This is a genomic window from Pseudoalteromonas sp. NCIMB 1079, from assembly GCF_040567695.1.
In the GTDB taxonomy this organism is placed as follows: Bacteria; Pseudomonadota; Gammaproteobacteria; order Enterobacterales; family Alteromonadaceae; genus Pseudoalteromonas; species Pseudoalteromonas distincta.
Window position 1 is genome coordinate 3075761 of record NZ_JBEWZA010000001.1, and the last position, 21049, is coordinate 3096809.

20 protein-coding genes and 3 pseudogenes are annotated in these 21049 nt (G+C 43.9%); 4 read left to right on the forward strand and 19 right to left on the reverse strand.

Annotated features, from left to right (window positions below):
• Positions 1–167 precede the first annotated feature (167 nt).
• On the forward strand, positions 168–788 hold the full coding sequence (locus ABX891_RS14280) for an AhpA/YtjB family protein (RefSeq protein ID WP_354629769.1): 621 nt from the start codon (positions 168–170) through the stop codon (positions 786–788).
• On the opposite strand, the gene ABX891_RS14285 is transcribed toward ABX891_RS14280, so the two are convergent.
• The 5 genes from ABX891_RS14285 to ABX891_RS14305 all read right to left on the reverse strand — a co-directional run bounded on the left by ABX891_RS14285 (position 755) and on the right by ABX891_RS14305 (position 6816).
• The gene (locus ABX891_RS14285) at positions 755–1522 is read right to left on the reverse strand and encodes a TatD family hydrolase (protein WP_354629770.1); all 768 of its coding nucleotides are present in this window, start codon (positions 1520–1522) and stop codon (positions 755–757) included. The two genes, ABX891_RS14280 and ABX891_RS14285, sit on opposite strands and share 34 nt — an antisense overlap.
• A gap of 21 nt (positions 1523–1543) precedes the next feature.
• Positions 1544–2182: a pyridoxamine 5'-phosphate oxidase gene (pdxH, locus tag ABX891_RS14290; protein ID WP_002958774.1), complete on the reverse strand. Its 639-nt coding sequence runs from the start codon at positions 2180–2182 to the stop codon at positions 1544–1546.
• Positions 2183–2520: 338 nt separating this feature from the next.
• Complete coding sequence (gene argS, locus ABX891_RS14295) at positions 2521–4263, reverse strand: arginine--tRNA ligase (protein ID WP_024596080.1); 1743 nt, start codon at positions 4261–4263, stop codon at positions 2521–2523.
• A 60-nt stretch (positions 4264–4323) separates the two neighbouring features.
• On the reverse strand, positions 4324–5913 hold the full coding sequence (gene prfC / locus ABX891_RS14300; protein WP_354629771.1) for a peptide chain release factor 3: 1590 nt from the start codon (positions 5911–5913) through the stop codon (positions 4324–4326).
• A 255-nt stretch (positions 5914–6168) separates the two neighbouring features.
• The gene (locus ABX891_RS14305) at positions 6169–6816 is read right to left on the reverse strand and encodes a LexA family protein (RefSeq protein WP_024603822.1); all 648 of its coding nucleotides are present in this window, start codon (positions 6814–6816) and stop codon (positions 6169–6171) included.
• Positions 6817–6933: 117 nt separating this feature from the next.
• Here ABX891_RS14305 and ABX891_RS14310 point away from each other — a divergent pair, with 117 nt between their 5' ends.
• The gene (locus ABX891_RS14310) at positions 6934–7122 is read left to right on the forward strand and encodes a transcriptional regulator (protein ID WP_024603823.1); all 189 of its coding nucleotides are present in this window, start codon (positions 6934–6936) and stop codon (positions 7120–7122) included.
• Between the two features lie 36 nt (positions 7123–7158).
• Here ABX891_RS14310 and ABX891_RS14315 read toward each other — a convergent pair.
• From ABX891_RS14315 to ABX891_RS14360, 10 genes and pseudogenes are all read right to left on the reverse strand, one after another.
• Positions 7159–8228, reverse strand: a pseudogene (locus tag ABX891_RS14315) (IS3 family transposase).
• A gap of 217 nt (positions 8229–8445) precedes the next feature.
• Positions 8446–8748, reverse strand: a complete 303-nt coding sequence (locus tag ABX891_RS14320; protein ID WP_024603810.1) for a putative quinol monooxygenase — start codon at positions 8746–8748, stop codon at positions 8446–8448.
• A 78-nt stretch (positions 8749–8826) separates the two neighbouring features.
• Positions 8827–9967 (reverse strand): annotated as a pseudogene (locus ABX891_RS14325) (IS3 family transposase).
• Between the two features lie 284 nt (positions 9968–10251).
• A complete protein-coding gene (locus ABX891_RS14330) occupies positions 10252–11448 on the reverse strand; it encodes a low temperature requirement protein A (protein ID WP_165744823.1) in 1197 nt (398 codons plus the stop codon).
• A gap of 166 nt (positions 11449–11614) precedes the next feature.
• Complete coding sequence (locus ABX891_RS14335) at positions 11615–11947, reverse strand: alcohol dehydrogenase catalytic domain-containing protein (RefSeq protein WP_502936055.1); 333 nt, start codon at positions 11945–11947, stop codon at positions 11615–11617.
• 135 nt (positions 11948–12082) lie between these two features.
• Positions 12083–12538, reverse strand: coding sequence for a PaaI family thioesterase (locus ABX891_RS14340; protein WP_024606408.1), 456 nt, complete (start codon positions 12536–12538; stop codon positions 12083–12085).
• Positions 12539–12607: 69 nt separating this feature from the next.
• Complete coding sequence (locus ABX891_RS14345; protein WP_354629772.1) at positions 12608–13018, reverse strand: GNAT family N-acetyltransferase; 411 nt, start codon at positions 13016–13018, stop codon at positions 12608–12610.
• Between the two features lie 122 nt (positions 13019–13140).
• Positions 13141–14148: a zinc-dependent alcohol dehydrogenase family protein gene (locus ABX891_RS14350; RefSeq protein ID WP_197098102.1), complete on the reverse strand. Its 1008-nt coding sequence runs from the start codon at positions 14146–14148 to the stop codon at positions 13141–13143.
• A gap of 70 nt (positions 14149–14218) precedes the next feature.
• Positions 14219–15226: a zinc-dependent alcohol dehydrogenase family protein gene (locus ABX891_RS14355; RefSeq protein ID WP_024606412.1), complete on the reverse strand. Its 1008-nt coding sequence runs from the start codon at positions 15224–15226 to the stop codon at positions 14219–14221.
• 74 nt (positions 15227–15300) lie between these two features.
• Complete coding sequence (locus ABX891_RS14360) at positions 15301–16059, reverse strand: SDR family oxidoreductase (protein WP_165744967.1); 759 nt, start codon at positions 16057–16059, stop codon at positions 15301–15303.
• A 159-nt stretch (positions 16060–16218) separates the two neighbouring features.
• On the opposite strand from ABX891_RS14360, the gene ABX891_RS14365 reads away from it, so the two are divergent.
• Together ABX891_RS14365 and ABX891_RS14370 are read left to right on the forward strand one after the other, a co-directional pair.
• On the forward strand, positions 16219–17112 hold the full coding sequence (locus ABX891_RS14365; protein WP_197098108.1) for a LysR family transcriptional regulator: 894 nt from the start codon (positions 16219–16221) through the stop codon (positions 17110–17112).
• Positions 17113–17295: 183 nt separating this feature from the next.
• Positions 17296–17640, forward strand: a pseudogene (locus ABX891_RS14370) (site-specific integrase); the annotation flags it as partial.
• Between the two features lie 427 nt (positions 17641–18067).
• Here ABX891_RS14370 and ABX891_RS14380 read toward each other — a convergent pair.
• The 4 genes from ABX891_RS14380 to ABX891_RS14390 form a co-directional block, all read right to left on the reverse strand.
• The gene (locus tag ABX891_RS14380) at positions 18068–18967 is read right to left on the reverse strand and encodes a type II toxin-antitoxin system HipA family toxin (RefSeq protein WP_502936049.1); all 900 of its coding nucleotides are present in this window, start codon (positions 18965–18967) and stop codon (positions 18068–18070) included.
• Entirely contained in the window at positions 18898–19281 is a 384-nt protein-coding gene (locus ABX891_RS20580; RefSeq protein WP_502936050.1) for a HipA N-terminal domain-containing protein, read from the reverse strand. Before ABX891_RS20580 ends, ABX891_RS14380 begins: the two co-directional genes overlap by 70 nt.
• The gene (locus ABX891_RS14385) at positions 19274–19594 is read right to left on the reverse strand and encodes a helix-turn-helix domain-containing protein (protein WP_024606417.1); all 321 of its coding nucleotides are present in this window, start codon (positions 19592–19594) and stop codon (positions 19274–19276) included. The genes ABX891_RS20580 and ABX891_RS14385 overlap by 8 nt, the downstream gene beginning before the upstream one ends.
• Before the next feature lie 1151 nt (positions 19595–20745).
• Positions 20746–20949 carry a multidrug transporter gene (locus ABX891_RS14390; protein ID WP_354630141.1) on the reverse strand — a complete coding sequence of 68 codons (204 nt, stop codon included), beginning with the start codon at positions 20947–20949 and terminating at the stop codon, positions 20746–20748.
• Positions 20950–21049: the final 100 nt, after the last annotated feature.

Below are 21049 nucleotides of genomic sequence, written 5' to 3' on the forward strand. Positions count from 1 at the left end.
TCCGTGAATTTTTTTGTTATCCTGATAGCTACTTACAAAATGTTAAATATATTACTTGCGCTAAATTCGCCATCAGGTGGGGTTTAAGGTTATAGTATACCCAAACAACTTGGGTATAGCATTTGTAACATCAAATCAAAATGCTGTCAGTAGTATATACGGTGACTATGAAAAATAACCATCTTAAAAACCCTATAAGCGCATCCCAAAGAAAGAGACTCGTTCGCTTAATTCTTGCGGCTGGCTGTTTTGTATTACTAAGCTGGGTGGGTGTTAATAGTAGTTTTCAGAGTCACCAGTTACTTTACGATAGCGCCGACAGCACCGCAAAAAGCCTCACTCAGTTTATGGCTTTAAATGTTAAAACACCTTTAATCGAAAAAAATAAACCCCAGCTCAATGCAATTTGTAACGATATAAGTAAAGATGAGTTCGTGCTTTCGGCCACTATTTACGATCAACAGGGTATTTTATTAGCCAGTAGCGACAATTGGCAGTCGCATCATGTTTATGGTCAACTTTCTGATTCTACCCCCGGAATAAGTAAGTTAAAAACACCTTTTATGGAACCTGTTATAAGCGATGATGACCGCCCTATAGGTTTTGTATCTATTACTTATTTAACTCGCGCTGCAATATCCGACAGCCATAATCATTTTCATGACTTAGGCAGGCAGGTTTTACTAATGCTAGTGATTGCTTGTATTTTTACGTGGCAGTTAGGCCGTGGATTAAAACGCTGGCAGGTAAATCGTTATATGCAAAAAACATCTGAACAAGAATCATAAAGTTGCTTTGCAAGCGTCTCTTTTTCGCTGTGTGGCTTTAAATCACATAGTGCGTCAAACACATCAGGTATATGCAATGGCGTGTTAACCTCCCCTTGGTAGCCACTTAACGGCATTGAAGGTGAATCTGTTTCAAGCACTAAGTGCTCGGGCTCAATAGCGGCAATAACAGCACGGGTTTTAGCTGCACGTTGATAGGTAATAACACCGCCTACGCCAAGCTTAAAGCCCTGTTTGATATAATACTTCGCTTGTTGGATTGAACCTGAAAATGCATGAATCACTCCCCCATTTTTTGGCTTACAACGTTTAAACGCTTGCGCAATTAAATCATGGCTTTGCCTGTGATGTACAATGAGCGGTAAGCTTAGCTCGTTAGAAAGCTTTATTTGCTGTTCAAATAAATAAGTTTGTTTAGAGAGGTTTTCAATGCTTCTATCAAGCCCACACTCACCAATGGCCACTAACTGATGCTTATTTGTAGTTGCAAACTCGAATAACGCTTCTATGTGCGATTCTTTATGTTGATCTAAGAAGTAAGGATGTAGCCCTGCCGCTATTTTTATACTTGGATAGGTTGCTTTGAGCTCTATAAGAGTATGCGATTGAGCAAGCGTAATACCCGGTACAACAAACTGATTAACTCCCTTTGCTACACACTCGGTTATGAGCGATTCACGACTTGAATCAAACTCACTAAAATCGAGGTGGCAATGAGAGTCAACAAATTGCACGGTTACTTACTCATCTATTTATTAAGGGTTTAAGCGTGTAATTTGCCAGCTGTTATCTGCTTGGCGCTGATACATAAAACGGTCATGTAAACGATGCGCCCCACCTTGCCAAAACTCAATTTTAGTGGGCACTACACAATAACCGCCCCAAAAATCAGGGAGTGGAATTTCACCTTTAGCAAACTTGTTTTTCATATTAGCAAAGGTTTCCATTAGTACTTTACGTGATGACACCGGACGACTTTGCGCTGATGCCCACGCTGCTAATTGGCTTTCTTTAGGACGAGATAAAAAGTACTTTGCCACAGCAGAAGTTGGTAATGGTTTAGCCTCGCCATATACAATAACTTGGCGTTCCATGTGATGCCACGGAAAGTGCAAGGAAATTTTATTATTACCTTTAAGCTCTTGCGCTTTACGCGAGCCGGTATTAGTAAAAAACACAAACCCGTTATCATCTAAATGTTTTAAAAGCACTATACGCTGTGAAGGCTGACCGGTTTCATCAACAGTTGCTACAACCATCGCTGTTGGGTCGGGTAATTGGCTTGCTACAGCATGCTCAAGCCATGTTTCAAACTGCTTGAATGGGTCATCTTGCAAGTTATCTTCGCTTAACGCGTCTTGCAGGTATTCACGGCGGATATCTTCGAGTTTCATAACAAATCCTTTAAATAAAGACTTAGAAAAGAGCTTAGAGTAGCGAGCTTAAAACAATAGATATTGAGTAGTAACAAATATTAAGATTCAGGTATATGTGATAGCAATAACACCGAGTCTCGAGTGTATTCGATAGCAATAAACACAGAGCCTCAGGTGTATCGTTGGGTTTCGTTTCACTCAACCCAACCTACAATGTAAAACATTACATCTGCAAGTGTAGAAGTGCTGACAAGACGGAGTGCTTTTTTATGCCAAGGAGCATACATTTAGTATGTGACTTAGGCTAAAAAAGCACGACAACGCAGTCAAAGCGAACTACACGCAGCAGAAGGTGATTACATTTGCTCCATAACTTCAATACCTAGCAGATCCAATCCCGTTTCTAGTGTTTTAGAAACCAGATTACACAGCACTAAACGGCTATCGCGCACGCTTGGCTCTACGCCTTCTTTAAGTACTGGGCAGGCTTCGTAAAATGTCATGTATAAGCTTGCAAGCTCGTATAAGTAACCACATAGTACGTGCGGTGTTGCTTCGCTGATCATTAAATCAAGTACTTCTTCGAGCTGTAGTAGCTTAAGTGCAAGTGCTTTTTCTTGAGGCTCAACAATTGCAACGTCTGAATTTAATGTAGCAGCATCAACGCCTGACTTACGGAAAATACTGCGTACACGTGTATAAGCATATTGTAAGTAAGGAGCTGTTGCGCCTTCAAAACTTAGCATGCTGTCCCAGTTAAAAATGTAATCACTGGTACGGTGCTTAGAAAGGTCGGCATATTTAACTGCGCCAATACCTACTTTACGGGCAATTTCGCTGCGATCGCTATCACTTAAATCAGACTCACGTTCAGCTAATTTTGCTGCTGCGCGGTTAATTGACTCTTCTAATAAGTCAGCAAGTTTTACTGTGCCGCCAGTACGTGTTTTAAATGGTTTATTATCGGCGCCCATCATGGTGCCAAACGGGCAAAACTCGTAACTTGTTTCGTCTCTTAATAAACCAGCTTTACGCGCTGTTAGCTCTACTTGGTTAAAGTGTAGATTTTGACGTGCATCTACAAAAATTAAGATGCGATCAGCACCTAATTTATTTGAACGGTAGTCACATGCAGCTAAATCTGTTGTTGCATATAAAAAACCACCGCCAGATTTTTGTACGATAAACGCTGATGGCTCGCCATCTTTATTAGCTAGCTCATCTAAAAACACCACTTGCGCGCCTTGCGACTCTACGGCAATGTTTTTATCTTTAAGTAGGCTAATAATATCGTTAAGCTCTGCATTGTATGCGCTTTCAGCCATAATATCGGCTTGGGTAAGCGTTACATTTAAACGCTTGTATACTTCTTCAGAGTGTTTAACTGAGGTGGCTATAAATAGTTTCCAAAGTTTTTCACAGTGCGCATCGCCGCCTTGTAATTTAACAACGTAGTCACGTGCTTTATCTGCAAAGCCTTCTTCGTCGTCAAAGCGTTTTTTAGCATCGCGGTAAAAAGTTTCTAAATCAGCAAGCGCAACAGTATCTAAGTCAACGCCTTGACTAATTTGATCTTCTAAATGCGCGATTAACATACCAAATTGCGTACCCCAATCACCCATATGATTTTGGCGCACAACCGTATCGCCTCTAAATTCAAGCGCACGTACAATTGAGTCACCAATAATAGTTGAACGTAAATGACCTACGTGCATTTCTTTAGCTAGGTTTGGTGATGAATAATCAACAACTACTTTTTGTGGCTTAGCGTGCTCGTTTACAGCTAGTTTTGCATCATTGTTAGCCGCTTTCACGCTTTGCGCTAAAAACTCAGGCTTTAAATGAATATTAATAAAACCTGGACCCGCAATTTCAGTCTTTTGTGCAATATCGCTTACATCAAGGTTATCAATAATTTTTTGTGCAAGCTCACGCGGGTTGCTTTTCATTTTTTTAGCTGCGCCCATGGCTGCATTAATTTGGTAATCACCAAATTGTGGACGCGTGCTTTGCGTTACTGCCGGGTTTGTATCTTCAGGTAAGCCTGCACCGACCATAGCTGCAATGGCTTTTTCAATTAAAATAGTACGAATATTCATATTTTTTTACCTTTATAAACCCGCCAAAGCAGGTTTTCTTTTAATTCTTGTAAATGAGCTCTAGTTTTCGCGTGTATGGCTAAACGTTACTTCTGGGTAACGCTCTACCGATAAGTTAAGGTTTACACGGCTCGGCGCAATGTAAGTTAAGTTATCACCGCCATCGAGTGCTAAATTGCTTTCGCATTTACGTTTAAATTCTTCAAACTTTTTAACGTCATCACTGCTTACCCAGCGTGCCGTATTCACGTTTACGCCTTCATAAATAGCATCAACGTTATATTCTGCTTTTAAACGTGCTACAACCACATCAAACTGAAGTACGCCTACCGCGCCTACTATTAAGTCGTTATTAATAAGTGGTCTAAATACCTGTACAGCCCCTTCTTCAGAAAGCTGTACTAAGCCTTTTAATAATTGCTTTTGCTTAAGCGGATCGCGAAGGCGAATACGACGAAATAGTTCAGGGGCGAAGTTAGGAATACCACTAAATTTAAGTTTTTCGCCTTGCGTGAACGTATCACCAATTTGAATTGTACCGTGGTTATGCAAGCCAATAATGTCGCCCGCGAATGCATCTGCGGCACGTTCACGATCGCCCGCCATAAAGGTTACCGCATCAGAAATGCTCACTTGCTTGCCAATTCGCACGTGATTCATTTTCATGCCTTGGCTGTACTTACCCGATACAATACGCATAAATGCAATACGGTCACGGTGTTTAGGGTCCATGTTGGCCTGAATTTTAAATACAAACCCGGTAAAGTTTTCTTCAGTTGCAACAATTAGTCTGTCTTCGGTTTCACGTGGTAATGGCGTTGGCGCCCACTTAGTTAAACCATCTAACACGTGATCAACACCAAAGTTACCAAGTGCGGTACCGTAATAAACTGGCGAAAGCTCACCGGCTAAAAACAGATCTAAATCAAATTCGTTTGATGCACCAATAACAAGCTCAAGCTCATCACGTAACTGCGCAGCTAAGTCTTCACCAATGGCTATATCTAACTCTGGATTATCAAGGCCTTTAATTGTGCGAACATCTTGAATTTTATGACCTTGGCCCGTTTTATATAAAACAGCTTCATCATTATGAATGTGATAAACACCTTTGAACTCTTTACCACAACCAATTGGCCAAGTAATGGGTGCACAGGCAATATTTAGCTCTGTTTCAACTTCGTCCAGCACTTCCATTGGGTCGCGAATATCACGGTCACATTTGTTCATAAATGTAACAATAGGTGTGGTACGCAGGCGTGTAACTTCCATTAGCTTACGGGTACGGTCTTCTACACCTTTAGCCGCATCAATAACCATTAAGCACGAATCTACTGCTGTTAATGTACGGTACGTATCTTCAGAGAAATCTTCGTGTCCTGGCGTATCAAGTAAATTAACAAGTGCGTTGTTATATGGAAATTGCATTACAGACGTAGTAACTGATATACCACGCTCTTTTTCCATTTCCATCCAGTCAGATTTAGCATGCTGGTTAGAGCCGCGACCTTTTACAGTACCAGCTCTTTGAATAGCTTGTCCGAATAACAATACTTTTTCGGTAATCGTTGTTTTACCAGCATCAGGGTGAGAGATGATAGCAAAGGTCCTTCGCTTATTGATTTCATTAATAAAATCTTGGTTTGCCATGTATAAATTCTTTTAGTTTGTACACGGATTTGTACACACTTTTGGAAGTACTCTCTTTCAGTTCTTCGCTTGTCAAATCCGTCGTGTTAATCGTAATTGGCCGCTATTTTCGCTGATCTTGACTTTATAAACAATCAATGGTTATCTAATCGGTTACCATTTACTCTCAGCGTGTGCCAATGCTCAGTTGTAGCTGTTTGCAATCGTTGCTTCTTCAGCTCATGAACAACTGTGGCTAAACCACAAATTCCTTCGCTACCAAAAATCGATGATAGCTTGTCGTACTACACCAATGATGGTGCAGTTGCCGTTGATCGGTATTGCAGGGTATTGGGGGTTCAAAGGTTTTAGGTACTTCTGTTCACCGTCAATGACCAACTGCTTAAAGGTTGCTTCTTTCGAATCATCCAAACGCGCAACAACCAATGAACCTGAAGTGCAAGGTAACTCAGGATCAACAACGATCACTGCCCCCTCAGGTATGGATTTTTTCCCGCTTGGATTTTCCATACTGTCGCCTTTTACGCGAAGTGCGAAACAACCCTCATGTGCTTTTCCAGTGACTTCACGCCACTCTTCAGCATCTTCATGGGCAAATCCCTCCGCTATTTCAGTCCAATCACCGGCCTGAACCCAGTTAATGAGAGGAATTCTTCCCTTAATGTCAGGCCCAACTTCTACATTACCGACCCCCAAGCCAATCTCGCCATCACCTGTGGCGAGCCAATGAGCATTCACGCGAAGCGCCTCCGCGATCTGCATGGTGTAACGAGACCTAGCCGATTTACCAGAGCAAATCTGGCTGATCGACTGCTGTTTGATACCAATGCGACGAGCCAACTCAGACTGAGTCACCCCAGTAAGCTGCAAGGCATGGTTTAGTCGTTCGGATAAAGTTTTCATAAGCCCGTATTCTACAAATAAAACTGTAGCCTTTCAACAATTTTAACTGTTGACCAACCTACAGTTTAAACTGTAACACTCAATCTTGTAACAGTTATTATTGTAACAGGTGACGGTATGGAAGTGTTCAACACGACACAAAAACATCTCCGCCGTGCCATTGACTTGTTCGGCGGGCAATCAGCATTAGCACGAGCCATCAACTCAAAACAGCAAAACGTCTGGTTTTGGTTAAATAAATCAGGGCGTGTTCCCGCTGAATTCGTTTTACCCATCGAACAAGCTACGCAAGGACAGGTAATGTAAATACCCCATTTAGAACACAGTCATCTCGTAGAATATTTATGCCGCATTTCGGTACTCAAACGGCGTCATATCATTGAGTGAATCGTGCGGTCGTTGATGCATAACTCAATCCAATCTTCGGCTATTTGCTTCACTTCATTCAGGTTGTTGAAGATGTAGCCGTCGAGTACATCGTCACGATAAGTTAGGTTGAACCGTTCAATGTATGCGTTCTGATATGGGCAGCCGGGCTTGATGTAATCAATCATAATGTCATGTGCTTTTGCCCAATTCACAAACACTTCCGAGGTGAATTCGCTGCCATTATCAACTCGAATTTTCTCAGGGTAAGCGTGTCACTCAGCAAGTTGGTCAAGATAGCGTATGACGCGCAGCGACGACATGCTGGTCGCAATATCGATACCTAAAACTTCGCGATTAAAGTCGTCAATAACGTTAAATGTGCGGAACCTGACTTTGTTGTGCAAGCTGTCGCTCATAAAGTCCATTGACCAGGACTTACTCCAGTGCATTTGGAGCAGCTCTGGAATGCGATTGGGTAGTCGCTTTTTACCTTTGCGTCGCAGGTTCAGTTTTAACTTAGTATAAACGCGATAAACTCGTTTGTGGTTCCAGCGGTTGCCTATAGCTTACGAAGGCGTTTGAAGCACTTCGGGAAGCCCCACCGATGGTGCCTTTCGATTAAAGCATTCAAGGCATCAATGATTTCGTCATCATCGTTCAATTTCGGCTCGTAACAGTAAGCAGTGCGACTGATACCAACCACATCACAGCTCTATTACAACGCTCGCCTTATACTGCACCCGCAACTCGCGTGCCCAGACTTTTCGTTCTGCCACAGATGCTAGAGCTTTTTTTATGATGTCTTCTTGCATCTGTGACTTGAGACTCAACTCAGCATACATCTGCTTAAGCCGACGGTTTTCTTCCTCAAGCTCTTTTAAGCGGCGCACATACGACGCCTCCATGCCGCCGTATTTTTCGCGTCATTTATAAAACGTTGAATTACCGATACCGTACTTACGGCAGATATCTTTCACCGGCATACCGGCTTTGGCCTCTTTTAAAATCGCCACAATCTGGCTTTCTGTCATGCGTTTGCTCATCGTAAAACTCCTTTGTTTTAGTTTAAAAGAAATTCTACGAGTGAGCTGTATTATTATACGGGGTAGCTACACTAACAATCGGTGTAAAAACTCCGATAAAAAGTATGATTAAGCCGAACACTTGTTTTGTGTTCATGAGTTCTCCTTTTTGTATCGCTAACGCCTGAGTTAAACCGCGCCGCGAACCGGCGTCGGCTTGAACGAATTGTTAGGCTTGCTAGCCAGGTAGCTTTGCCGCAAGTACATCAACGCTTTCGATGGACGGGGGCTCGGAGAACAACTCACCTGCCTTTGCCATCAACGCGGCTGCGACCTTGCCGGAGAGATGGGCCTGGCGACCCGCTTCATCCGGGAAAGCATCAAAGATTCCGAAAGTGCTTGGTCCAAGGCGAATGCCAAACCACGCAGTGGTGGCAGGCTCCTCATTGACGATGGGAAGGCCACTCATAAGGAAGCTCTCAACCTCTTTCTCTTTTCCGGGTTTCGCTTCAAGGCGAACGAACAAGGCTACTTTGACCATGGAATGTCTCCTGTTGTTAAAACGACATCACGATATGCGATGTTCTCTTGTAAGCTTAGCTGGTAATGCCTGATTTTTCTAGACACCTTCTACCTTTTTAAAATATTCACGCTCAAAGTTGTTTGGCGATACTCTGTCATTTTTCGTATGACGCCGAGTTGGATTGTAAACCATCTCAATATAATGAAATACTGCCTGTTTGGCTTCAGCCCGGTTTGGATAAATACGACGGCGTATTTTTTCCTTCTTTAAATTGCTGAAGAAGCTCTCAGCAACCGCATTATCATGACAGTTACCACGTCGACTCATACTGGCTTTAATATTGTATACATCGAGTAATTTTCTGAACTGCCGACTGGAATATTGAGAGCCCTGGTCGGAGTGCAAACTGACTTGTTGCTGCGGTTTTCGTCACCAATAAGCGGCTGCAATGGCTTGCATAGCCAAGTCTTCGGGCATTCGTTCGCTCATCGACCAACCAACGATATGACGTGCGAATAAATCCATGACGACGGCTAAAAAAAGAAAGCCTTCATGTGTTTTAATGTAAGTGATGTCGGTCACCCACCATTGATTAGGGTGCTCGACGTTAAATGCGCGATTTAACGCGTTATCGGCAATAATATCGGTCTTACCTCCGTAGTAGCCTCGGGGCGTGTTATAATCCCGCTGCGCACGAATGCCTTCTTTTTGCATTAAGCGTAAGATCCGATCACGGCCACAATATTGGTTGGAGTCACGAAAGTCCATGTAGATATTGCGGTAACCATGAAAGCCACCGCTTTCTATCCAAAACTGCTTAATTTTTTGCGCGAGTTTTTGGTCTTCACGCTCTCGCTTGCTGACTGGCGATTTCAGCCAATCATAATAACCGCTGGGGTGAACGTCTAACGTTCGGCACAAAACTCTCACGGGATAACGTGAACTACAAGATTTTATGAACCGGTACCGTTCTTTGACTCACCGACAAAGAACACCGCGGCTTCCTTTAACAGGTTCCTTTCTTGTTCAACACGTTTCAGCCGGGCATTTTCAGCTCGTAAGTCTTGTTCTTCTTCACGCGCTTTTGTTGGCTTTGAAATTTTTTAAGCCATCCATACAGCGTTTTAGTGCTTATACCTAGACGTTCAGCAACATCATTCACACTGTAGCCATGCACTGCGACTTGATTCACTACTTCTTGTTTAAACTCGTCCGAATATCGGATACCTTTACCCATGATTTACTTCTTATGGTCATAGTTACATTTTTACCATAAAAGGGGAACATTATTGGCTCTGCTATTTTAGAAGGGGCACGCCATGCGGGAGGACGCACGGCGAACTGAGGACGAAGCGCCGGCGTGGACTGCGCCGACGGACAATCACTGATCACGAAAACAAAAAGGCCGGCTTGATGAATGCTTCCGAAAAGAATGTGGTTCTACGGCTTAATGAGCATAAGAAGAGCGCATCAAATCCCTGACGGCTATCTGTCAAATTGCATGGGCGTAGCCATGTTCCATCACAGCATTTTATCAGACCGGCGCGCATCTCTTACCGCCAGAAAAATCGGCACACCAATCTGCGAGAACAACGCCAGGGCCCAAAGGGCGTTGCTGACAATCGACGGTACGAGGGGATGAACGGCTAGCACAACCAGCGCCATGACAATGCCGAACAGCCTCAGACCGGCGCTATGGTAAGTGTCGATGGCATCAGCCACAGTTCGACGCAGCGCCCATAGCGAAGCTAAAAAAACCGCAAGGCCGACCGAGCCAAGCGCGGCGTAGCCGGGCGGATAAGGCTCCCACAGGCCGACGTAGACTTCTCCGGCCAGCGCAACGCCAATCGTCACCGCACTCCACAAAATCACGATGTGAGCAAACCAGTATCTCAGCAGCACGGCACTGGTGCGGCTCTTCGGTTTTGCATTGCCGGCGCAGTCGAAATAAGTCCAGGCCAGCGCGAAGAGGGACAAGCCGCCCATGGTCACATTGAACAGCGTACCCGCGCTGACTTTGTAGACGCCCTTGTCGGCCAGCGTGACCACCAGCTTAAAGAAGCCTTCACCCAGCAAAATCAACATCAGAAGGCCGAAGCGCTCCGAGATGTGTCCGAGTTGAGGCACAAAGCGTTCGAAGCGGAGCGTGCCCACGCGCGGCAGCATGTACTGCAGCTGGATTGCTGCCACGCCGGCGGCAAAGACCCAATAGGCGACCGGTGTGGGCAAAAAAGCCGACAGTGCGAACACCCCGGCCAACACGAAAAAATTCCGCCCCTGTTCCTGCGCCAGCGTATTGCCCGCGTTGTCGGTACAGCGCGCCCGCCAGTAAAGATAGGCCGTCAGCGCCCGATTCAACGCATAGCCCAGCGCGAAATACGTCCAGCCTTCACCGCCCACGTCGGGAATTGCCGCCGCGATGGTCATCATCGTGACAATCTTAAGTGCCATCACCACGCGATGCGGCATGTCCGTGGAGATATACAGCGAGTTATAGACCGAACTGTCTGCCCAGGCATAGAAAATCGCCAGGAACAGTCCCGTAAACACCCAGAATCCTTGCCACCCCAGATGATGGGACAGGTAATTCCCCAGAATGAAAATTGTCACTACATGGACCAGATCGAAGAAAAGTTCCACCCAGTGCACGTGGTCGTGGGTTTCATCGACATCCATGTGATGGCGCGGTCGCCGCCAGAGAAGATCGTTAATTACCATACACACCTCCTTTGTCTTATTGTTATGGCGAGGGTTCTACCCCGTTTCTACGGACAGTTTAAAACGTTTGTAAACTACCTGTCTTTATTCGCTACTCTACGTCGTATTCTTAGATTATGAAACCGCTCGATGTAAAAAAATATATCGGCACAATGACCGATAGCACTCATGCTTCCCCAAAAGCGCCATAAACTGTCAGGTACTGCATCCAAGCTGCTGCGCCTTCAGCAAAGGTTAGCCCTGCTGGTTTGAGTGCTACATATTCACTTGGTACGACAATCTCTTCTGCGTAGCAGCCATTCTGAGAAAGCCCCATCTGAGGGACAATACAAACCTCTTCCCCAAGGCGTAAATGATTTACCTCTTCCCCGACTTCAATGGCTACCCCGGATGCTTCATAGCCGATTCGCAAAGGGAAGTCGGCCTTTTTTATACTGGCCTCGCCTAAACATGGCATCAGCACGATTGAGCCCAACAACTTTGACCGCAATACGTACATCAGTGGCCTGCAAACTTGGACTCGCCAGCGAGTCAATAGTTAATACCTCGGGACCACCTAATTCATGGAAACGAACAGTTCGAATTAGTTTTCTTGGGCTCTTATGCATCCTCAACAATAACCTTTTAAACGGAGTCAAGCTTTCAGAGAGTTAATTGTTTTAATATTCTCACTTCGTTCCGATGTATAGGGCGGTATAGAGTATGTACCCACAACATGTGCTACTAAATCACTCACCCCCTCAGAGTACAGAGAAACCTCCCCAACCACGAGAGTACGGCCGACTTTTATCAGAGAACATTCCGCAATGATTCGCTCATTTGCCGATGGCTTACGTAAGAAGTTGATGTTAAGGCTAGTTGTTACTGCCAATGGCACGATGCCAATTTTACCAAGTATCGCCACATAAAGTGCCACATCAGCCACACTCATTAAAACAGGCCCCGAAACCGTTCCGCCAGGACGTAATTCATCCTGACCTACATGATGAGATACAGTCGCTCCACCGTTGCTCACTGCTTCCACAACGCATTTGCTTTGTGGAAACTCCGATTTCATGAAAGCGATAACTTCTTCTTTTGTAGCTGTCATTGAGACTCCTTAAATATTTATTCACGTTTATAAGCACCTGGTGAAGCGTTACTCCAAAACTTCTATACCCTATTGTGAGCCTAGTTTCTCTTCCACCAATGCAAAGCCCTGACTTTCGTAAAGATATCGAGCTGCATTAAGCCCTGAAAAAGTCCATAAGTTGATTTGGACGAAACCCTGAGCATCGGCAAAAGCTAATGCAGAATTGAGAAGCTGTTTACCTAGTCCGAAACCTCTTAAAGAGTCGTCCACAATGAACCATCGTAAATGTGCTCGATTATGCCCAAGTTCTTCACCATCAATGGCAGCAGAAGCTGGAATTTTATCGTCCCGTTTGATCGTCCAAATCTCATTACATGGGTTATCTAGCCTTCCAATAAATTCCGCCATGCTACTCGCCACTGAACATGCAAATTCCCGACCAAAATCAGCCACTGTCGCGTAATAATGGGCATACATCTCCGTAACACGTGCAATCAAAATGAATGTCCCTAATCTGATCGTAAGATTCTGATTTAGTTCATTCGATTTCCACAACAAAGCCCACGCTAATTATTATCAGGCACTGACTGAGTCGAGAGACCAGCGGAAGCTACGAACTGTTAATCAAGTTCGACCACTATTTTACCAATCTGCTGATTTGACTCCAGATAATGATGCGCTGCTACTATCTCTTCAAATTTAAAGCTTCGATCAATGACAGGCTTGAGTGTTCCCTTGGATAAACCCGAGTGGATAAATTGCTTTGCTCTGCGAAAACGCTCGATGTCTTTTATAACTTCAGTAAACACATATCCCCTAACTGTCAGACTTTTACGAAGTGCTATTTTTAAGGGAAAAGGAGTTGTTTCGGGACTTAATGCTCCGTGTACTATTATTGTTCCTTCAGGGCTCATTGCTTCAGCAATTTCAGCTATCTGCGGCCCACCGACAGCATCAAATGCGATTTTTAAATTGTTTTCTCCCAAGATGCTTATCAAGCTATCCAGCAGCGGTTCTTCTTGGGTTGCAATCACATGGGCCGCGCCAGCCTTGAGCACAGCAGCCTTTTTAGCTCCTGTTTGAGTTGTAGCGATAGGGATACCCCCTAGAGCATTCACAATTTGAATCGCAGCCAATCCAACACTGCTCGATGCGGCGGTTATCAGTACTGCATCGCCTTTTTGCACGTTAGCAATTTCGACCAAAGCGCCATAAGCTGTCAGGTACTGCATCCAAGCTGCAGCACCTTCAGCAAAGGTTAGCCCTGCTGGTTTGAGTGCCACATATTCACTTGGTACGACAATCTCTTCTGCGTAGCAGCCGTTCTGAGAAAGCCCCATCTGAGGGACAATACAAACCTCGTCCCCAAGGCGTAAATGATTTACCTCTTCCCCGACTTCAATGACTATCCCGGATGCTTCATAGCCGATTCGCGAAGGGAAGTCAGCCTTTTCTATATAGCTGCCTCGCCTAAACATGGCATCAGCACGATTGAGCCCAACAACTTTGACCGCAATGCGTACATCAGTAGCCTGCAAACTTGGACTCGCCAGCGAGTCAATAGTTAATACCTCGGGGCCACCTAGTTCATGGAAACGAACAGTTCGAATTAGTTTTCTTGGGCTCATATGCATCCTCAACAATGACTTTTTAAGTAATTACAACAATGACTTTTTAAGTAATTACAACAATGACTTTTTAAGCAATTACATCAATAACTACTTTACCCATGGACCCCAACTCTACAGCATTATGTGCATCCATTGCCGTGTCAAGGGAGAAGCGTAACGGATCGAGTATTGGCTTAATTTGTCCAGCTTCAACTAGAGCCGTAATTTGCCGCAGAATGTCACCATGATGTTTGCGCCCCTCTCCGCTGAGCTGTGGGTGTAACACAAAAATCGCTGACAATGTTGCAGAGCGTAATGACGACGGTGCCAGGTTATGTGAGCTGAATGCAGCACAACTTAAAATATGTCCATAATGTGCAATGATACCTAATGAGGCATCGAGTACAGAGCCACCGACAGTGTCGTAAATGATATCGAATCCTTTGCCTTGGGTGTATGCGTCCACGTAGTCAGCAGGGCTTACAGTGTGATAATCAATCGGCGTGGCACCAAGCGCCTTGACCAGTTCTTGTTTTCCAGTCGATGCAGTGGCATAAACGTCGGCACCTAAGGCCTTAGCAATTTGCACAGCTACATGCCCAACTCCGCCAGCTCCACCTTGGATAAGGACTTTCTGGCCCGCTTTAACATTCGCCTTGTCGACCAAACCTTCCCAAGCGGTAAGTGTAACCAGAGGTAAAGCCGCAGCTTCACGCATGGATAAATTTTTCGGTTTGAGAGCAAGTAACTCAGCATCTACGTTGGCATATTCAGCCAATGAGCCTTGCAATCCTCGCACTCCGCCAGTCAGACCATAAACTGCATCGCCTACTGCAAAGTCGGTGACGCCGTCGCCGATAGCAACAATTTCTCCAGCTAAATCGGTGCCAAGTACTGCGGGTAATTCCGGCATGGCATAAGGAGCAATACCTTGGCGGATCTTGTAATCAATAGGATTGACGCCACTTGCAAATATTTTTACTTGCACCTGACCTGCTGATGGAGAGGGTAAGTTAATCAGGGCATCCCGGAATACTGTACCCTCTTCGTAGCTATCTAATATCAAAGCACGCATTTGTCTGTTTAACGCTGTCATCAATAACCTCACAAACTGAATATTCAGCGGGTGGTTAAATCACCCGCTGGTTAATAGGTCTTTTATTAAACGAATTAAAACTCTTGAACAGTTGGGCGCAGAACAATCTCGTTGATATCCACATCCGCAGGCTGCTCAATTGCGTATGCGATAGCACGAGCAACAGATTCAGATGGAATTTCATTTTGCTGATAAAAATCTTTTACAAAGGCTGCACCCTGAGTATCTGAACTTCCATGTTTTAAATCAGATTCGATTGCACCTGGTGAAATAATTGTTGAACGAATTTTACCCCCAACTTCATGGCGTAAGCCTTCGGCAATAGCGCGAACAGCGAATTTCGTTCCGCTATAAACCGTGCCGCCGGGACTGAATACTTTGATACCCGCTACGGAAGAAATATTGATAAAGTGGCCTGTTCCCTGAGCCTGAAAGATCGGAAGCGCTGCGGCTACTCCATACAGCAGACCTTTAACGTTGATGTCAATCATGCGATCCCATTCGTCAACTCGAGTCTCAGCTAACGGTGCAATAGCCATTAACCCTGCATTATTGATAACCACATCAACTTTACCGAAGCGCTCTTGTGCAAGATTTACAAGGGCCTTGACTTCGTCCTGGCAAGTCACATCTGTCGCTTGAACCGCAACTTTTCCGCCTGCTGAGCGAATGTCAGCAGCAATAGCTTCAAGCTTGTCGATACGGCGGGCACCTAACACTACTGACGCACCAAGACTGGCCAGATATCTTGCTGTTGTTTCGCCTAAACCGCTGCTACCACCGGTGATAACAACGACTTTACTGCTGATGTTGTTTGCTAAAACACTGCTCATAGTTAATATCCTCAAATCGGTTGAATGAATGACTCTGTCTAAATAACAAACAAATTATCACTTACCTTCAGAAATTAATAAATGGAAAAGTTTTAATTTCACAATTCCTAAAAATGGAATAGTATTAATGTATTCATATCTAAACTGAATGTGACTGTGATGCTTAACAGATTAGAAATGCTCCGGATATTTTGTACTGCTGCTGAGTCTAGCAGCTTTAAAGAAGCGGCTAACCGTCTGGGAATTTCTCCTCAGGCAGTGACACGAGCAGTGAAGGAGTTAGAGCGATTGCAAGGGGAGCTTTTATTTCATCGAAATACTCGACACATACAAGTGACCCTAGTTGGAGAAAAATTTGCTGTGATAGCAAAAGAACGCCTGCGCGCTGTAGATGAATTGTTTCAAACAAGCGCCCCTAACTCGGGTAATGAATTACAAGGGCGGGTTCGTATCGCAGCGCCTGTTGGTTTTGGTCATAAATGCTTAATGCCAGTATTACTGGAACTCTCAACAATACATCCTCAACTGGATATAGACCTGACACTCAGTGACGAACGCGTTGATGTAGTTGACGAAAAAATAGATATTGGGATTCGTATCGGCTTCATGAGAGATAGTCGATTTATTGCCCGCCAGCTCACCAAAATTAATATGTATGTCGTGGCTTCGCCTGAGTTAATAAATAGAGTGGGAAAGCCTGCGTCTATTGAAGATCTAAACCACTTGCCGGCTACAGGGTTAGTAGATCGCAATACGGGAAAGCTTTGGCCATGGATTTTTTCCATGGACAGACAGTGGACCCCATCCATAACACGTTTTCGAAGTGCCGACACCGAAGCTGAATTAATGGCTATACAAAATGGACTGGGGTTTGCTCAAATTCCTGACTTTTTGGTCCAAGACTTATTACGCCAAGAGAAACTTGTGAGAGTGTTAGAAGAAGTCGAGCCTGTGCCTTGGGAGTTATATATTTATCGCCCTCAACGTGGTCCAGTACCACAACGTATTCGATTGGTTTTTGATCACTTGGTGTCAAGATTGAGTGGCCGCTAATGGCACATAAGTAATATTCATAAAGTGCGAATACTACATTAGCTCACTTTACTGCAAAAACCGTAACCAATGTCTTCATTGAGTCACCAGGAATCATAACAAAGTGCATTTTGCTACTAACATGCTGCCATGTTCTGAATCGTCGGAACAGGATTCACATCAAATGCGCCTGCCAAGCCCTGAACTTACTTGTTTTTCGCGAACGGACAAGAATAGCTTGCCACAAATGGCTTTGATACCACTATTCCTAACAATGTGAAAATCTGGGCTCGCAGGTCGCTTGGTATTGAGATGGAACACTGGTCTATGCATGATCTTCGCAGAACGATGCGAACGCGAATGTTAGCCATCACGACGCAAGAAGTTGCCGAGTTGATGATTGGCCACAGCAAAAAAGGGTTGGATGCTATCTACAACCAATATCAGTACCTGGATGAAATGCGTCATGCTTACGACGTTTGGTATCAACAACTAGAAACCATCATCGAGCCGACAGGCTTTCCATTCAACTGGCGTTTCGGACAATAAAATAAAAGAAAGAGGCTCAATCCTCTTTCTTCTCATACTCTTCTAGGTCTTCAATGTGCCACAGCTTGTTTCGTGTATTTCGGTTGATACGAGGTTGCGGCAAGCTGCCATCTTTTATTCTTCGCCAGAGCGTTGTATAGCTAATGTGGTAACGAGCCATCACTTCGTAAGATGTTAGAAAAGGGGTTACCTGGTGCGCTACTGCTGTCATCTGCATTCTCCTGAAAATCAATGTAAAGCTATCATCGCCTGATTCATCACTTGTTGATGGTCAGAAAGATGCATGATTTGTTCAGAAGGTCAGCCTTATCAAGACACCGGTATCATTGTGCAGTTTACCAAATTTCCAGTTTACGGCGAAAAGCGCCGTAAAATCGCATTAAGTTAAACCATCTTTATCGATATGCACGCTCTAGCTACTAGGAATTCAGCGTAGCGGTATACTTCGTAAGTGCATTTCGATGGCTTCAATCACTGACTTAGTGAGGGGTAAATGCGCTTTTTCTTTCGCCCATACCTCATGGAAGCCTGCTACAGTTTGCTTTGCAGTATCTAACACCAATTTTTCTGGCAACATGGCTTTAGCCGCTAAGTGTGATAGCTCATCCAGCGTGAAATCGCTGAATCTCTTGCTACGGCTCACCTTAAGCGATGCACTATCATCTGGGATATAGGGAATGGTTGAAACGAAGTCATAAGCAGGCGCAATAGACGCTGTGCGCTTATCTTTGTAGATCACAGACCAATTCTTCAAATGCATATCAGCATTACCAATTAGAGTATTGAACACCAATCGGCGAGTAAATTCAGCAATGTCTTCGTCTTGCCCTTCAATACCGATAACATGAGCAATATTGCGCATACTGGCTTTTTTGTATTTATCTTGAGGATAAACACCAAACACTTGCGCAAAGTCTTCAATGTGAACAGCTTGACCATCTGCACGGTCAAAACGCTTAATCACAAACGCACTGTCACCAAATTTGCCAATGCCATTGGGGATATTAGCAATCCGATTAATAGGGAGTAGCTGCGTTTCTGGCACGTCCATTCCCAGCATTCGAGCCAGTTCCATCATCGAATATTCATTTTCTGGCATAGCTTCAAACCGAGACGACGGTAATTTTACAATCCAAGAGCCACCTTGACCGGTTGCTGGGATCGTCAAACCGCCATTTGCCTGCTGCACAGCTGAAAACTTCAATTGCACCCCCGCTAATGAAAAACGCATTGGCCCATCTGTTTTCGTTTCATCTTCTATGTCTTGATGCACATTAGGTGGTAAGGCTTCACCATCTGCTGGCTCAACCGTGATTGCGCCTGCCAAATCCTGTCCCAGTACCCACAATAAAAAAACTCCCGCGCTGAATTAACACCGGCACGCTCTGCTAGGTAATTTCGCATGGTTTCTTCTGGCAAAAGGTTAGAGAAAAACGGGGTTAACTTAGTTTGGGTCGGTTTGAAGCTAGTCAGCAAGCCTCCTAGCGAATCTTTAAATCCAAGTCCTAATACAGGACGCGATTCGTCATGAATGTACGAATCCATAAAGGCAAAAAGCGTTCTGTCATTCCCCACGTTGGTGATCGTTGCAATGGGTTCACCGTAAAGCAAAACGTTGAGCGTAGAGACATGGTTAGTCATCGTCGCCTTCCTCTAACTGATATGCGGGCGACATTGGCTCACTCTCATCGCTGATGCCGTTAATACCTTGGCCACTTTGAATGATCGACTTGATGGCAGGTACAGATTTTTTAGGCGCAACAAATAGCTCTAGGTCAAGTACACGGGCAAGAGCTATCAAACTGGATATTCTTAAATCAACACCGCCAGACTCGATTTTCGAAATATGGCTTTGCGGCACACCCGAACGCGCGCTCAGCTCTCTTTGACTAAAACCTTTACGTACCCGAGCTTCTCGAAGGCCTTCTAGTATCTGCTCTGTTACATAGCTCATTTCGATACACCTTAATACATCACTGAAGAAATATTATATACCAAACTACATCATACCAACTCGAAAAACACAAAGTTGATTAGCTATTGCATATCAATAGCTATGAACTGATACACAATTACATATAATCAAGGCAAAGATTTTTATCATCAACAAAAGAGCGATACTCCAGCTGATAATCGCGAACAAGCGCATCAAATCCCCTAAGTACTTTTGTCGCTCAGCTCATATACAGCAAGGTCTACAGAAGAACTCGCATCAAATAACCGAAGGATAAGTGCAACAAAAAGGAAGTTTGTACACAGTTACAGGAAATTTTGTACACACAGGCCGAAAAACAAGTGCAAAATGATGGTGTAAACAGCAACTAAATTTGAAGGTAAGTCTGATATCTCAATTAGAAATAACCGTATTGGTTCGCTTCAAGCATCTTCAAAAACAAACACTAGAGCAAAAATTACACCAACAATAAATCCCTTAATTAAATTTTGTAATTTGGCACAGAAGAAAACATTTACCAAAAAAAGAGACTCTTTTTAACGGTAGTACTTTTTACGTCAAACCCAGTAACGACAAGGCCTACAGCCAGGTTTGTGTCATGGGATTTTCGCAAAAGACCTCTAAAACGGAATTTGTACTCAAGTTTGTACACACTTTCCGAGGTTACGCTTGAACATCATTGAAAAGCAAAGAAACGAGAAAAAGACAAAAAGCCTTTAAATTCAGTACGTAGAGATGTGATTGTGGTGTGCAATGAAAGGTGGTTTTATGCGTTGAAAGGCTGGGCGGCATCAGGATGCGAGATGATAGCAAAGGTCCTTCGCTTGCTGATTCCATTGATAATAGTCTGGTCTGCCATTGATAAATTCTTTTAGTTTATATGCGGGGTTGAATGCATTTTAATAAGCGTCTGCGAGTAAACCCGTTATGTTGATCGTAATTAACTACTATTCTCGCTGATTTTCACGTTGCAAACAGCTGATAATAAAGCGTCAATAGTTGATTTTTTAATAATGGCAATTGTAACAGGAGTCGGTATAAAAGTGTGCTATCTACTTAAAAATATCTTAGTTTTAAAATAAATGTGTACAGCAAGCGATATTTAAACGACCTACAATTTAGTCGTAGATCGTTTAAATAAAAATGAGTAGTTACTTAACAACATCAATAGTAGGTACAACCGATATTCCAACACGTAGTTGACTAAGTAAAGGCTGCTTAGCATCTAAACTAATCTTTACCGGTAGGCGCTGCGCTATTTTAGTAAAGTTGCCTGTTGCATTATGCGCACCAATAGTGGAGTAACTTACACCACTTGCTGGACTTAGACTGTCAACGTGTCCTTTTAATGTCACGCCTGGCAATACATCAACTTTAGTTATTGACTTTAAAAGATGTAAAACTATGTAAGTTTTTAAACACTGAATTGATATTATTCAGTGTGATTTGTTAAAT

Coding starts and splice junctions, on each gene's coding strand:
- ABX891_RS14280 (WP_354629769.1), top strand. CDS start 168: ATGAAAAATAACCATCTTAAAAACCCTATAAGCGCATCCCAAAGAAAG.
- pdxH (WP_002958774.1), bottom strand. CDS start 2,182: ATGAAACTCGAAGATATCCGCCGTGAATACCTGCAAGACGCGTTAAGC.
- argS (WP_024596080.1), bottom strand. CDS start 4,263: ATGAATATTCGTACTATTTTAATTGAAAAAGCCATTGCAGCTATGGTC.
- prfC (WP_354629771.1), bottom strand. CDS start 5,913: ATGGCAAACCAAGATTTTATTAATGAAATCAATAAGCGAAGGACCTTT.
- ABX891_RS14305 (WP_024603822.1), bottom strand. CDS start 6,816: ATGAAAACTTTATCCGAACGACTAAACCATGCCTTGCAGCTTACTGGG.
- ABX891_RS14310 (WP_024603823.1), top strand. CDS start 6,934: ATGGAAGTGTTCAACACGACACAAAAACATCTCCGCCGTGCCATTGAC.
- ABX891_RS14320 (WP_024603810.1), bottom strand. CDS start 8,748: ATGGTCAAAGTAGCCTTGTTCGTTCGCCTTGAAGCGAAACCCGGAAAA.
- ABX891_RS14330 (WP_165744823.1), bottom strand. CDS start 11,448: ATGGTAATTAACGATCTTCTCTGGCGGCGACCGCGCCATCACATGGAT.
- ABX891_RS14335 (WP_502936055.1), bottom strand. CDS start 11,947: ATGTACGTATTGCGGTCAAAGTTGTTGGGCTCAATCGTGCTGATGCCA.
- ABX891_RS14340 (WP_024606408.1), bottom strand. CDS start 12,538: ATGACAGCTACAAAAGAAGAAGTTATCGCTTTCATGAAATCGGAGTTT.
- ABX891_RS14350 (WP_197098102.1), bottom strand. CDS start 14,148: ATGAGCCCAAGAAAACTAATTCGAACTGTTCGTTTCCATGAACTAGGT.
- ABX891_RS14355 (WP_024606412.1), bottom strand. CDS start 15,226: ATGACAGCGTTAAACAGACAAATGCGTGCTTTGATATTAGATAGCTAC.
- ABX891_RS14360 (WP_165744967.1), bottom strand. CDS start 16,059: ATGAGCAGTGTTTTAGCAAACAACATCAGCAGTAAAGTCGTTGTTATC.
- ABX891_RS14365 (WP_197098108.1), top strand. CDS start 16,219: ATGCTTAACAGATTAGAAATGCTCCGGATATTTTGTACTGCTGCTGAG.
- ABX891_RS20580 (WP_502936050.1), bottom strand. CDS start 19,281: ATGACTAACCATGTCTCTACGCTCAACGTTTTGCTTTACGGTGAACCC.
- ABX891_RS14385 (WP_024606417.1), bottom strand. CDS start 19,594: ATGAGCTATGTAACAGAGCAGATACTAGAAGGCCTTCGAGAAGCTCGG.